The sequence below is a fragment of the Emticicia sp. TH156 genome (assembly GCF_002855535.1).
In the GTDB taxonomy this organism is placed as follows: domain Bacteria; phylum Bacteroidota; class Bacteroidia; order Cytophagales; family Spirosomataceae; genus Emticicia; species Emticicia fluvialis.
This window is the reverse complement of record NZ_PKRS01000001.1, coordinates 504,698-517,112: the sequence shown is the minus strand read 5'-3', so window position 1 is coordinate 517,112 and position 12,415 is coordinate 504,698. Positions and strand designations below refer to the sequence as shown.

Annotated in this window: 13 protein-coding genes; 6 read left to right on the top strand and 7 right to left on the bottom strand. The window is 41.2% G+C overall.

The features are described from left to right. Window positions 1-3 precede the first annotated feature (3 nt). The 3 genes from yidD to C0V77_RS02255 form a co-directional block, all read right to left on the bottom strand. Window positions 4-294: a membrane protein insertion efficiency factor YidD gene (gene yidD, locus C0V77_RS02265; protein ID WP_229236180.1), complete on the bottom strand. Its 291-nt coding sequence runs from the start codon at window positions 292-294 to the stop codon at window positions 4-6. A 28-nt stretch (window positions 295-322) separates the two neighbouring features. Beyond that, complete coding sequence (locus C0V77_RS02260) at window positions 323-1,051, bottom strand: hypothetical protein (protein WP_101724680.1); 729 nt, start codon at window positions 1,049-1,051, stop codon at window positions 323-325. Window positions 1,052-1,130: 79 nt separating this feature from the next. Then, complete coding sequence (locus tag C0V77_RS02255; protein ID WP_101724679.1) at window positions 1,131-1,775, bottom strand: hypothetical protein; 645 nt, start codon at window positions 1,773-1,775, stop codon at window positions 1,131-1,133. Window positions 1,776-2,134: 359 nt separating this feature from the next. On the opposite strand from C0V77_RS02255, the gene tsf reads away from it, so the two are divergent. Beyond that, on the top strand, window positions 2,135-2,965 hold the full coding sequence (gene tsf, locus C0V77_RS02250) for a translation elongation factor Ts (RefSeq protein WP_101724678.1): 831 nt from the start codon (window positions 2,135-2,137) through the stop codon (window positions 2,963-2,965). A gap of 235 nt (window positions 2,966-3,200) precedes the next feature. Next, entirely contained in the window at window positions 3,201-4,553 is a 1,353-nt protein-coding gene (locus C0V77_RS02245) for a methyltransferase RsmF C-terminal domain-like protein (protein ID WP_101724677.1), read from the top strand. 43 nt (window positions 4,554-4,596) lie between these two features. Here the strand turns inward: C0V77_RS02245 and C0V77_RS02240 are convergent, their stop codons facing one another. After that, the gene (locus tag C0V77_RS02240) at window positions 4,597-5,106 is read right to left on the bottom strand and encodes a GNAT family N-acetyltransferase (protein ID WP_158237869.1); all 510 of its coding nucleotides are present in this window, start codon (window positions 5,104-5,106) and stop codon (window positions 4,597-4,599) included. A gap of 214 nt (window positions 5,107-5,320) precedes the next feature. Between C0V77_RS02240 and C0V77_RS02235 the strand changes: the two genes are divergently transcribed. Further along, window positions 5,321-6,430, top strand: a complete 1,110-nt coding sequence (locus C0V77_RS02235; RefSeq protein WP_101724675.1) for an acyltransferase family protein — start codon at window positions 5,321-5,323, stop codon at window positions 6,428-6,430. A 136-nt stretch (window positions 6,431-6,566) separates the two neighbouring features. Here C0V77_RS02235 and eat read toward each other — a convergent pair whose 3' ends face one another. After that, window positions 6,567-7,877, bottom strand: coding sequence for an ethanolamine permease (eat, locus tag C0V77_RS02230; RefSeq protein WP_101724674.1), 1,311 nt, complete (start codon window positions 7,875-7,877; stop codon window positions 6,567-6,569). 121 nt (window positions 7,878-7,998) lie between these two features. On the opposite strand from eat, the gene C0V77_RS02225 reads away from it, so the two are divergent. After that, on the top strand, window positions 7,999-8,235 hold the full coding sequence (locus C0V77_RS02225; RefSeq protein WP_101724673.1) for a hypothetical protein: 237 nt from the start codon (window positions 7,999-8,001) through the stop codon (window positions 8,233-8,235). Window positions 8,236-8,344: 109 nt separating this feature from the next. Continuing rightward, window positions 8,345-9,406 (top strand): NAD-dependent epimerase/dehydratase family protein, encoded by a 1,062-nt coding sequence (locus tag C0V77_RS02220; protein WP_101725025.1) that lies wholly within the window; start codon window positions 8,345-8,347, stop codon window positions 9,404-9,406. Window positions 9,407-9,478: 72 nt separating this feature from the next. On the opposite strand, the gene C0V77_RS02215 is transcribed toward C0V77_RS02220, so the two are convergent. Both C0V77_RS02215 and C0V77_RS02210 read right to left on the bottom strand, forming a co-directional pair. After that, window positions 9,479-9,949 carry a DUF4293 domain-containing protein gene (locus C0V77_RS02215; RefSeq protein ID WP_101724672.1) on the bottom strand — a complete coding sequence of 157 codons (471 nt, stop codon included), beginning with the start codon at window positions 9,947-9,949 and terminating at the stop codon, window positions 9,479-9,481. 86 nt (window positions 9,950-10,035) lie between these two features. Beyond that, window positions 10,036-10,539, bottom strand: coding sequence for a cupin domain-containing protein (locus tag C0V77_RS02210; RefSeq protein WP_101724671.1), 504 nt, complete (start codon window positions 10,537-10,539; stop codon window positions 10,036-10,038). Between the two features lie 79 nt (window positions 10,540-10,618). Between C0V77_RS02210 and gldG the strand changes: the two genes are divergently transcribed. After that, window positions 10,619-12,280 (top strand): gliding motility-associated ABC transporter substrate-binding protein GldG, encoded by a 1,662-nt coding sequence (gene gldG, locus C0V77_RS02205; protein WP_101724670.1) that lies wholly within the window; start codon window positions 10,619-10,621, stop codon window positions 12,278-12,280. Window positions 12,281-12,415: the final 135 nt, after the last annotated feature.

Here is a 12,415-nt window from a genome sequence, read left to right as displayed (position 1 = left end):
AGGTTAGGGTTTATCAATCAATAACTTTGCCTTCATGTCCACTTCATACTTGGTTGGGCTTAATCCATTGCAACGGGTAAGTCTGTCCATTGTTCTTACGCCGCCCATTACCAGACCATATTTTTTGACCGACAAAATTCCGTACTCAGAGCAAGACGGCGTAAAAGTGCAAGAAGTCATGTCCTGAGAAGAAAAAAAGGTTTTATAAAACAAAAACAGCCCTGAAAACAGATATTGTACCTCGTTTTTATTGCCAGTAGCCTCTTTATAGGTTTTTTTAGGTGGTTGTTGCATAACGCCTCTGAGCAGATTTATTTCATCTTTACTTTGGGCTTTTACCAGACCCGGGCAAAGCAGGAACAGGAATAATACGATTATAAAGTTTGTCTTCGCCATTTTCGTCTATATAAATATTTTTGTAGGTAGTTTGCTGAATATTCTGTGTGCCGTCGGCATTGTATGCAATTTGTGTAACCTGCCTCGGGAAAACCACACCTTTAATGTTAACATAATCTTTAAAAAACTGCTGGCTTAGAAGCTTATCTGTCACATCATAAAATGCAATGGCATCTAATTTTTTATCAATATTTGCCATTTTTATTTTACCCATAGTTTTCTGTAGCTTTTTTTCGGTTACTTTCCATGTTGTAATTACTTTGCCACTTTTATCTTTTTCTACTTTTTCAACTTTGTAAAGGCCATTTACTTTGCCAGAATTGATACCATAATCTGCCAGTCTGCCGGTTAAGGCCAGGTGAAAAATAGAGAATTCGTTCATGATGGTTATATTTTGAGTACCCATCAGCGAATCTTTTTTATTGAGCTTAAATAAGGTGGTATCTTTGATAATGATTGTTTCTTCCTGCGGAAAATGAAGTTTGTAAGTAAGGCTTAAAGAGGGTTTGTCGTAATAAACTTTACCTACTGTAAGCCGATAGGCTCCTGTGGCCAATTTATCTTTAATTGATACATCGGCTTTCAGACGGTAAAACTCCTGAGCAAAAGAGAGTCGGACGCCCAACGCAAAAAGCAAAAGAAGTAGTTTTTTCATAAGTTACGTGAAATTAAAAAGCGAAAGCTCAACAAGCTGTTGAGCTTTCGACTATTGAAATTGTCAAATAAAATACTTGTTAATTTGCGGCAGCGGCAGCTATAACTACCCAGTAAACAATCCAAAGGGCGGTCCAGGTTAAACAACCATATAATGCCATTTTGGTTTGAGCCTTATCTTTGTCAGTTATAATATAAACAAGCAAAACACCAATTAAACCTAATACACAACCCCACCAGAATGCCGGAATGTTCAATGGCAAGTCGTCAACTGCAAGACTGGTTGTGGCTTTTGTATCAAGATTCAGATCTTTTACCAATTCAGTTTCTTTTACGTCTTCAAACGTTGTGCCTTCATTGGCATTTACAAATGCTTCAAGTTTGTTTAGTTTTTCAAACTCTGCATCAATGCTCTTGTCATTGTAATTTAATACTTCTGCCGTAGCAGTAGCAATAGATTGCGAGGCAGGAACAGTTACTTCATTTGAGGCTGCTAAGGTTTCTGTCGGATTCGTAACAGAAGTAATAATTTCTTCGTTATCCACTACCCTTGCCGCGGGCAAAGCAGAAGTCTGTTCTAAGGCAGGAGTGTAACTTTTAGTGGTTTTTGTGTAGGTGTAAGTGTCAGCTTTTCCTTGTTGAACATAAGCATATTGCTTTTTTTGACATGCCAGAAACAAGAGAGATAGGGCAGCTGCGAAGATAATTGGTAATGTTCTTTTCATTTACTTAAGGGATTTAAATGGTCACAAAATATTAACTTTTCTGAGTGCAATATACTAATTCAGATTAATGAAAGTACATTTTATTGAAACTTTTCTATTTAACGTTAGCTTAGTAGACTAGCGAAAGTTTTTTATGAATCTTTTTAAATTTAGTCTGTTTTTTAAGATTAAAGAAACTGTTTATAAACATGCACATTATCTTACCATAAATTCCCTTGCTAATTTCTTGCATTTTTGGTTTTTACTGAAAAAACTTATAATTTTGCACCCCGAAAGTAGCTACTAAGGCTTTTTTCTTACAAAATCAATAGCTTACTGTTGATAAATCTTTTTAGAAACTCTTTATATTATATAAAATCATGAATATTACAGCAGCAGATGTAAATAAACTCCGTCAGATGACAGGAGCTGGTATGATGGACTGCAAAAAAGCTTTAACAGAAGCTGAAGGCGATTTCGATAAAGCCGTTGAGATTCTTCGTAAAGCTGGTCAGAAAGTAGCAGCTAAACGCGCTGACAACGAAACTAAAGAAGGTATTGTTTTAACAAGTGTTAGCGCAGACGGTTCAAGTGCAACCATCATGGCGCTTGCCTGCGAAACCGAGCCTGTTTCTAAAGTTGAGGCTTTCCGTACATTGGCAGAAGAAATTCTTCAGGCTGGTGTTACCAACAATATTAAAGACAAAGAAACGCTATTGAGCACTACTTTGGCGGATGGCCGCTCGGTAGATGAAAACATCACAGAATTGATAGGTAAAATCGGAGAAAAATTAGTGATTACCGATTACGCTACGCTTGAATCAGCTCAGGTGGTTTCATACAACCACTCAACAGGTAAACTGGGTGTATTGGTAGCTTTTGATAATACTCAGGGAACTGACGTAACTGAAGTCGGTAAAGATATTGCCATGCAGATTGCAGCTATGAAACCCGTAGGTCTTGATAAAGATGATGTAGATCCGGCTGTTGTTCAGAAAGAAATTGAAATCGGTATGGAAGTAGCTCGTCAGGAAGGTAAACCAGAAGCAATGCTTGAGAAAATTGCGATGGGTAAACTTGGCAAATTCTACAAAGAAAACACTTTGTTGAACCAGGAGTTCGTAAAAGACAGCTCTGTTACCATTGCTCAATTACTTGAAAATACACAAAAAGGTTTGAAAGTGACAGCGTTCAAACGTGTACAAATCTAATTTGTCACACGATTCAGAATCGTTGTTTTTGAAATTGACCCCTTTCTTCGGATAGGGGTTTTATTTTTTATGAGAGTAAGTGAATATATAAACGCGGAACGGCTGCCAATCAGGAGTTTTGAAATGCAGGCTGATTTAGATAAACAGTTTTTGTAGATTTGTAAATAACAGTGTAAAGTCTTTCTGGTATTCAGGCGCGGGATTTAACAAACAAGACTTTAGTAAATAATAAACAATGGAATTACCTGAAGCTTTTGCGCTGCAAATGCAGACCATTTTGGGCGACGAACATGAGGCATTTTTGAAGAGCCTCTCAGAACCCACGCCCGTTACTATCAGGTTGAATGATAGAAAGAAAATAGCAGAACCTGTGGCATCTGCTGGTAAAGTTCAGTGGCTTACTGATGCTGCTTACTTGCCCGAAAGGCCTGTTTTTACGCTAGACCCTGCCTTCCATGCCGGTGCCTATTACGTGCAGGAGGCCTCGTCTATGTTTGTAGCTGAGGCGGTGAAGCAAACAACCGATTTAAACCATTCGTTGCGTGTAATGGACCTATGTGCCGCACCGGGTGGTAAAAGTACATTACTGGCTTCTTTAATCAATGATAAAAGTCTGTTGGTTGCTAATGAGGTAATCAAAAGCAGAGTAGGGGTTTTGAAAGAGAACCTTGAAAAATGGGGCTTCCCGAATTATGTGGTAAGCAACCATGATCCTGAGGAAATGATTGATCTGGAAGGCTTCTTTGATGTGGTGCTAACGGATGCGCCATGTTCAGGCGAAGGGCTATTCAGAAAAGACCCCAAGGCTATGAACGAATGGTCGGAGAATAGTGTGCAGATTTGTAGTGCCCGCCAAAAACGGATTCTACAGGCAGCAGCCATGCTGGTAGCACCGGGGGGTATATTGTGTTATTCAACCTGCACCTATAATGAAAAAGAAAACGAGCAGAATGCCCATTGGTTAACCCAGATAGCCGATTTTGAATCTGTTAAGCTAAACATACCTGCCGAATGGGGCATTGCAGAAAAGAAATACGGGTATCAGTTCTTCCCACATAAAGTAAAAGGAGAAGGATTCTATCTGGCGGTTTTCAGAAAAACCAGAGGGAAAAAATTGGAGGGCAGCGGTAAGGTAAAGCTGAACCGTGTGCCACAGAAAAAAATAGATGTTTTGAAAGAATGGCTTCAGGAACCGACAGCCTTCGAGTATTTTGAAAAGCCTGACGGACAAATAGTAGCCATACCTGGAGCACTGACCAGCGATTATGCTATTGTTTTCAGGGCTTTGCAGAAACGCTCTTCCGGTTTAGAGATTGGGCAGTTTAAGGGTAATGACTTCATCCCGAGTCATGATTTAGCCCTTAGCACAGCCATTGCCAAAAATTTACCTGCCATTGAGTTACCCAAAGAAGAAGCGCTAAAATTCCTTAAAAAAGAAAACCTGACTATCGACTTCTCTGACCAGCCCAAGGGTTGGCTTTTGGCTCAATATCAGGGTTTGAATCTCGGCTTTATGAAGGTAATCGGTGACAGAGTGAATAATTATCTTCCTAAAGAATGGCGTATCAGGATGGAGATACCTGAGTAGGCTATAAAAGACCTAAGCGATTGCCCCGTTTAGGTCTTCTATTTCAAATATACTTCTTCATCAAATAATCAGTCTGATTGTCATCTCCCAATACAAATGAGTGTTCACCAAAGCGTTCATAGCCCATCTTTTCATAGAAGCGCATGGCATTATGATTGTGTTCCCAAACACCCAGCCAAATTACATTAAAACCGTTTTCTTTTGCCCAGTCAGTGCAGAAGTCAATTAGTTTTCGGCCTAGCTGCATCCCATGAAAAACTTTTCGCACATATATTCTTTCTATTTCTATGGCATGTTCTCTCTCTAAACCCTTGGCAGAGTGATTCCTGACCAGTTTTACAAAAGCCGTTAGATTATCACCATCCTCGCAAACCACATACTGATTAGCAGGGTCTTTTAATTCCTTTTCTATCTGCTCAATGGTGAAGTTCTTAGCCACATGCTTTTCCATATTTTCAGCAGTATTATACTCTGTATAAGTATCGCGGAAAGTAGTTTCTGAAAGTTCGCGTAAACGGGGCGCATCGGTAATAGTAGCCAGTCTTATTAACATACAGTTGAATAACATTTATTAGAAGAAAAAGTATTGTGTTACGTTCCGCTATCAGGTTTTATATGTAAACCCTGTTTAGATGTTTATATTTCAGATTTAGCTTTACTTCCTACCATGATAAATACCCGAAATCAGTAGTCAAAATTATAGTTTTTAATGTATTAAAATATAAGAAAATGTTTACTTTTAAGCAATAAACCTAAGCCCTAAAAAAATGAGTGAAAGTACGCCTTCACAACGACTTTATTCCCTGGATGCACTGCGCGGTTTTGATATGTTCTGGATAATGGGTGCAGAAGATTTTTTCCATGAATTAATGGTGGCCACCAAACACCCTGCGGCTATCTGGATAGCCACCCAGCTTTCGCATGTAGAGTGGAACGGCTTCCGGTTCTATGACCTCATCTTTCCACTGTTTCTGTTCATGTCTGGCGTTTCCACACCTTACTCTGTAGGCCGTGAGCTGGAAAAAGGAACCGACAAATCTAAACTCCTTCAAAGGATAATCAAAAGAGGGCTTATTCTGGTTGTATTGGGTATCATCTATAATAACGGCTTACATATTAAGCCACTGGCCGAAGTGCGTTTCCCGAGCGTTTTAGGGCGCATTGGCATAGCCTATATGTTTGCCTGTATTATTTACATATACGCCAGCCAGCGGTTTCAGTATGTCTGGTTTGTAGGTATATTGATAGGCTACTGGCTGTTGCTGAAATTTACCTCAGCGCCGGGCTTCCCGATGGGTGATTTATCAATGGAAGGAAACTTTGCCTCTTGGGTAGATAGAACCATTCTTCCCGGGCGATTACACCGGGGCATTCATGACCCCGAGGGGCTTGTATCGGCCTTCCCGGCCATTGGCACAGGTTTACTGGGCATTTTTGCAGGCAATTTTTTGAAAAACAGTACTCTTGATATTAAAAGAAAAGCGCCATCGTTGGCGTTGGCCGGGGTTGTTTGTCTCATTGTGGGTGGTTTCTGGGATTTATTCTTTCCTATCAACAAGAATCTATGGACAAGCTCTTTCGTACTCTATGTGGGTGGCTGCAGCCTGCTTTTGCTGGCTGTGTTTTATTTTATAATTGATGTGTTGGGGTATCGCCGATGGGCCTTTTTCTTTATGATAATAGGTGTAAACTCTATCCTGATTTATATGTCGGGAAAATTCATTGACTGGTACTATACCTCAAAAGGGGTTTTTCAATGGATGGCCGATTTAGCCGGTGAGCATTATTATGAGGTAGTGTTGGCAGGGGGCATTATTGCAGTTAAATGGGGTTTCCTTTGGTTTATGTATCGTAACAAAATATTCCTGCGAGTATAGTTCAGCATCTGGCAGAACCTTAAAACAAAAGCGACTGCAAGCCTTCAACTTGTGTCGCTTTTATTGTTTATTGCCAACGGAAATTGTTTGAATCCGCTGTCTGCACCCATTAAAAAAAACGGAAGTGATTTCTGTTTTATACCTTCTTAATTATCTCTGCCAAAACAAAACTCCCAATCAAAATCGCAAAAAACACAAGTGCCAGCATCGGGTTATAAATAATCATGGCCATTAAGGCAATAGAAGCAATAACCAAAGCAATGAGAGGTGAAACCGGATACAATGGTACGCGGAATGGTCTGGTTAATTCTGGCTCTTTTTTACGCAGCACCAGCAGAGAAACCACCGAGAAAATATACATGGTTAAAGCCCCAAATGCCGAAAGAATGATGATGTCGGCCGTAGAGTTGGTTAGCAGTGCCAGTACACCCAATACCATATTAACCAATAATGCATTGGCAGGGGTTTTAAACCGGTTATTTACTCTGCCCAGAAAACCGGGGGCATTGCCTACCCGGCCAAACTCAAAAGTTGAGCGCCCGGCAGCCAAAACCAAGCCATGGAAAGACGCAATCAGTCCGCAGGTACCAATACCTACAATTAATTGATAAACACCGCTGTTGCTACCAATTACTTGGCTCATAGCCATTGGCAGTGGCGAGTCAGAAGCGCTTCCGTCAGCATTATAAACGATAGTTTCCCAGCCGTTTACGCCCACAGCAGCCAGAAAAGTAAGCAGGCACAGTACCACGAGGGTTGTCATGGCCGAACCGAAACCCCAGGTGATATCTTTTTGAGGATTCACCGATTCTTCTGCTACATTGGCCAGGCCTTCAATACCCAGAAAAAACCAGATAGCAAACGGCAAGGCCGCAAAACTGCCCGACCAGCCGTTGGGTAAAGCATTTACCCGCAGGTTTTTAAACTCAAAATCCGGAAAAACCACAACCCAGAATATTATCAGCCCCAATACGGCCAGTATGGTAATAACCAGCTCAAATGCAGATGCCAGTTTAGTGCCGAGTATATTCAATAACGTAAATAGAATATACGCGGTTATGGCAATGCCTGTAACTGAAAACTGCGGAAATATAACATGGAAGTAAGAACCTATACCCACTGCAATGGCAGGGGGGGCGAAAAGAAATTCAATGTTTTGAGACATCCCGGCCAGGAACCCCCATTTTTTGCCTAGTGCCCTGTTGGCGTAGTCGAAGGCCCCACCGGCCTTCGGAATGGCACAAGCCAGCTCAGCATAGCTCAAAGAAAAAGTAATATATAATATAATTACAATGAAGGTGGCAACTGCCATGCCTAATGTTCCGCCTTTTTCAAGGCCGAGATTCCAGCCAAAGTACATGCCAGAGATTACGTATCCAACGCCTAAACCCCACAATAGCGTAGGTGTAAGGCTTTTTTGCAGTTTTTCTTCTTGTGATGGTGCCATGTGTAAATTTATCAATTACTTCTAATAAAAGAAACGAAGGCATTTAAAAAAGACAATTTATTTTGGCAGTTTGGCCGGATGAACTTAAATTTGTGCAAATTTAAATACCATCATTATTAACATGAGAAAGTTGAGCGTGTTATCATTTGCAATTGTTGCTGTTTCGTTGGCTTCATGCAATTATCAAAAGACTAACAGAATTGAGCAAAAGGATGTCCGCAAGGGTGATGAGTGGGTTTATGGTGTAAGCCCCGATTCGGCCGCAAGACAGTTAAAGAATAAATATACGGCTAACCCTGACCTCGAGAAACGTGCCAACGAGATTCGCGAGAAGTTGTACGGGAAAACCGGAGCTTAATTATTAGCTCACAGTATAGGCATTTACAATTTGTATGGAGCTTCTGGCAATTCGTACTTTTGTAAAATGCCTATTTTTGTTTTTTGAACTTCACACTAAAAATTCTGAAATGAATATAGCGCTAGTAACCGGCTCGGCGGGTTTAATAGGAAGCGAATCTGTAGCTTTTTTTGCTGAAAAATTTGACTTGGTAATTGGGATAGATAATAATCTTCGTTCTTATTTTTTTGGTTCGGAGGCCTCAACAGACTGGAACCGTAACCGGCTGGAAGAGCAGTTTAGTAACTACAAACATTATAATGCCGATATCCGCTCGGAAGAACAAATCGGCAAGATTTTCGACGAGTACGGTCATGATATCAAGCTGGTTGTGCATACTGCCGCCCAACCCAGCCACGACTGGGCAGCGCGTGAACCATTTACTGACTTTACGGTAAATGCCAACGGCACACTTGTAATGTTGGAAATGACCCGCAGGCACTGTCCGGACGCTGTGTTTATTTTTACATCTACCAATAAAGTATATGGCGACACGCCAAACTACCTGCCATTGGTAGAGCTTGAAACCCGTTGGGAAATAGACCAGGCACACCCTTATTATAAAAATGGTATAGATGAGCTGATGTCAATTGACCACTCAAAGCACTCTGTTTTTGGGGCGTCAAAAGTAGCGGCAGATGTAATGGTGCAGGAATACGGCCGTTATTTCGGTATGAAAACCGCCGTTTTTCGTGGTGGTTGTCTAACAGGGCCTAATCACTCAGGGGCACAGTTGCATGGTTTTCTTGCTTATCTTATGAAATGTGCCATTACCGGAAACCACTACACCATTTTTGGTTACAAAGGCAAGCAGGTAAGAGATAACATTCATAGCTGGGACCTCGTGAATATGTTCTGGCATTTTTATAATGCGCCTCGCCCGGGTGAGGTTTATAATGCCGGTGGTGGCCGTTTTGCCAACTGTTCAATGACAGAGGGAATAGCCTTGTGTGAAGAAATAACAGGTAATAAAATGAATTACAGCTACGCAGATGATAACCGCAGCGGCGACCATATCTGGTATATTTCTGACCTTACCAAATTCAAGACGCATTATCCGGAATGGACCTGGAAGTATGACCTGAAAGAAACACTCACCCAGATGTTCGGCAACATCAGCAAGCGTGTTTAAGACGATATCAAACTAAAAAATCCTGATCTGTGAAGGTCAGGATTTTTTAGTTAATAAAGACTAAGATGATGATTACCTCATTCTATCGGCGTCTCTTACTATTTTCTCATCGCGGCGAATCAGACGGTTAGCTATCCAGTTGAATACCAGCGCAGCAAATGCTGCCCAGAAACCTATTCCAAACTCACCTTGTTGTTCGGGGGCAAAAAACTTGGTGCCTTCAAATTGTATAAGATACACCGTTGCTCCCAGCAAAGCGGCACCAATCAGCGAATTTAGTGCCACAAAAAGCATCTGCCGTACACGGTTCTTATACTGAAAAATAGTAAATATAGATACCCCGGCCGAAACAACAGCCAATATGGCAAGATAATATACCGGTTTGGCAATGGCTGCCAGGGTGCCTTTCATATGTGCCAGATAATAAGGGCTTAATATGGCTTCTTCTCCTGTACCTGCCTTATGCCATATCGGGGTAGCCATAAACAAAATCATACAAATAGCTGTAAGAAGCAATAACAAAGATTGGGGGCGTTGTAACATTTCAACAATACGTTAATAATTCAAAATTTAAAACTTCTGCAAAGGTAAAGAATCAGGCAAATCGTTTCCGATTCCTCCGTCTTTTTTTATTGATGGGTAAGCATCTTGATAATTTCACCGTGCTCGGGGTATTCAGATACCAGTTTTTCTCCGGTGCCGAGCTCAAAATCAGCAAAATCAAATCCGGGCGCTACTGTACAGCCAACCAGCGAAAAACCGTCAGTTTGTGCAGGTTTGCTGCCAAACCAAACGCCGGCAGGTACCACGGCCTGAAATACCTCGCCGTTTTCGGGGTTAGTACCCAGTTTCAGGGTTTGCACAAATCCCTGATTATCAATATAGAAAACATAAAGAGGTGAGCCATAATAAAAATGCCAGATTTCGTCTGACTTTATGCGATGGAGAGCCGAGAACTGATGGCCTTCAAGCAAAAAATAAATTCCGGTGCTGAAATTTCTGTCGCCTTCAAAACGTTTTGGAAGAGCATCTTGTCGAATGGTTTCGGCTGCACGGTAATTCTCGGCAAAGTAACCGCCTTCAGGGTGTGCCTGCATCTGATATTTTTCGATCCAATATTGAGCGGTTTTCATTATTAATGTGGAATTAGATGAACGAATATCTTAATTTTGGGCAAATATTAAAAAGAACCGGAGTCGTCAGAAAATCTTAATGAAAAGTAAATTTATAAAAATCCTTTCTATTGTCGGCGGAATCATCGTACTAAATGTGCTGGCGTCGTTCGTTTTTTTTCGTCTAGACCTCACCGAAGAAAAACGATATTCCATTTCTGACGCCACTAAAAGCCTGCTTGAAAACCTGGATAAGGAAGTATTGATAAAAGTTTATCTGGAAGGAACCGAGCTGCCCGGAGGATTTGAAAGATTGAAGCGAGCCGTAAATACTACTTTGGATGAATTCAAGGTGTATGGCGGTAAAAACATTGAGTTCAGGGCCATAGACCCCAACGCAGAAAATGACACCAAAAAACGTGAAGAGTTTTACGCCGAACTGATGAAACGGGGCATGCAACCCACACGCGTGGTTGATACCAAAGGCGGGCGTCAGGTCGAAAACATCATTTTCCCATACGCCGTAGTTACTTTTGAGGGTAAAGAGGTGCCGGTTTTGTTGTTAAAAGGTACCGAAGGCAGAACAGCACAAGAGAAACTGAATCAGTCGTACGAAAATGTTGAATATGAACTGGCAACGGCTATCAGAAAACTGACACTTAAGGAGAAGAAGAAAATAGGTTTGCTGACCGAGTTTACCAAACTACAGCCCGTTAATTTTGCTGATTTGATTACCTCGCTTCAGGAGCGTTACGAAATTTACATTGTTGATGCCAGGCTATCTCCAACTTTTGATGGCCTTGATGCGCTGATTTTACCCAAACCTGACTCTCCGATTGACGACAGCACCAAGTATAAAATAGACCAGTTTGTAATGAGTGGCGGGCGCGCCTTGTTTTTTGTTGATGGCCTTAAAGTAGATTCGGTAAGTCTGGAAAGTACATACGCCCAGCCACTGGAATTGAACCTGACCGACCTGTTTTTTAAATATGGTGTGCGTATCAATAGTAATATTGTGAAAGACGGAGCCAGTTCGGCGGCTATTCCGATGGTGGTAGGTAACATGGGCGACAAGCCTAATATTCAGCCCATACCATATCGTTATTTTCCGGTTATTAACAATTTTGGCAAAAGCCTCATAACCAATAATCTTGATTTGATTTTCTGTCGCTATGTAGCCTCTATTGATACAGTTAGCTCACCGGGTATTCAGAAAACCCCCTTGCTAATGACAACCCCCTACACAAAAGTACTCAATGCCCCTGCATTGGTTACCTACAACGAAGCACATACCGAAACCCAACAGGAAGATTATAACGCCGGCGTAAAAGTTATAGCCTATTTGCTGGAAGGCAGGTTTGAGTCGCTCTACAAGAACAGACTGCTGCCGTCAGACCCCAACTATAAAACATTTAAGGCCGAAAGCACACCTACTAAAGTGCTCGTTTGCTCTGATGGCGATTTAATTGTAAATGACATTAATCCTAAAACCGGTAATCCTTTGCCCTTAGGGTTTGATAAAACCACCCGGCATATTTTTGGTAACAAAGATTTTGTAATGAACGCCATTGACTACCTGATTGATGAAAACGGGGTGATTCAGGCACGTGGCAAAGAAGTAAAACTGCGCCCCCTTGATAAACTACGTACCCGCGACGAACGTACCCAATGGCAGGTTATTAATATTGGTTTGCCTTTGGCCTTATTAGCCTTGTTTGGTGTTCTTTTATTTGTGCTTCGCAAAAGAAAATTTGCTTCTTAAAGGGTAGTTAATTCTTAAAATCAAGTATTTATAAAAGTAGAGCCTCTTCAATTAAGTTTGGGTTTTTTTAGTGCGCCCGGTTACTGCAACAATTGATACTTTTCAAGTATTTTTCAGCAACTTTAGTTACATTAG

What these genes read in the sequence shown, in the direction of transcription:
- yidD (WP_229236180.1), bottom strand. Translation starts at nt 294, where the DNA reads ATGCAACAACCACCTAAAAAAACCTATAAAGAGGCTACTGGCAATAAA.
- C0V77_RS02260 (WP_101724680.1), bottom strand. Translation starts at nt 1,051, where the DNA reads ATGAAAAAACTACTTCTTTTGCTTTTTGCGTTGGGCGTCCGACTCTCT.
- C0V77_RS02255 (WP_101724679.1), bottom strand. Translation starts at nt 1,775, where the DNA reads ATGAAAAGAACATTACCAATTATCTTCGCAGCTGCCCTATCTCTCTTG.
- tsf (WP_101724678.1), top strand. Translation starts at nt 2,135, where the DNA reads ATGAATATTACAGCAGCAGATGTAAATAAACTCCGTCAGATGACAGGA.
- C0V77_RS02245 (WP_101724677.1), top strand. Translation starts at nt 3,201, where the DNA reads ATGGAATTACCTGAAGCTTTTGCGCTGCAAATGCAGACCATTTTGGGC.
- C0V77_RS02240 (WP_158237869.1), bottom strand. Translation starts at nt 5,106, where the DNA reads ATGTTAATAAGACTGGCTACTATTACCGATGCGCCCCGTTTACGCGAA.
- C0V77_RS02235 (WP_101724675.1), top strand. Translation starts at nt 5,321, where the DNA reads ATGAGTGAAAGTACGCCTTCACAACGACTTTATTCCCTGGATGCACTG.
- eat (WP_101724674.1), bottom strand. Translation starts at nt 7,877, where the DNA reads ATGGCACCATCACAAGAAGAAAAACTGCAAAAAAGCCTTACACCTACG.
- C0V77_RS02225 (WP_101724673.1), top strand. Translation starts at nt 7,999, where the DNA reads ATGAGAAAGTTGAGCGTGTTATCATTTGCAATTGTTGCTGTTTCGTTG.
- C0V77_RS02220 (WP_101725025.1), top strand. Translation starts at nt 8,345, where the DNA reads ATGAATATAGCGCTAGTAACCGGCTCGGCGGGTTTAATAGGAAGCGAA.
- C0V77_RS02215 (WP_101724672.1), bottom strand. Translation starts at nt 9,949, where the DNA reads ATGTTACAACGCCCCCAATCTTTGTTATTGCTTCTTACAGCTATTTGT.
- C0V77_RS02210 (WP_101724671.1), bottom strand. Translation starts at nt 10,539, where the DNA reads ATGAAAACCGCTCAATATTGGATCGAAAAATATCAGATGCAGGCACAC.
- gldG (WP_101724670.1), top strand. Translation starts at nt 10,619, where the DNA reads ATGAAAAGTAAATTTATAAAAATCCTTTCTATTGTCGGCGGAATCATC.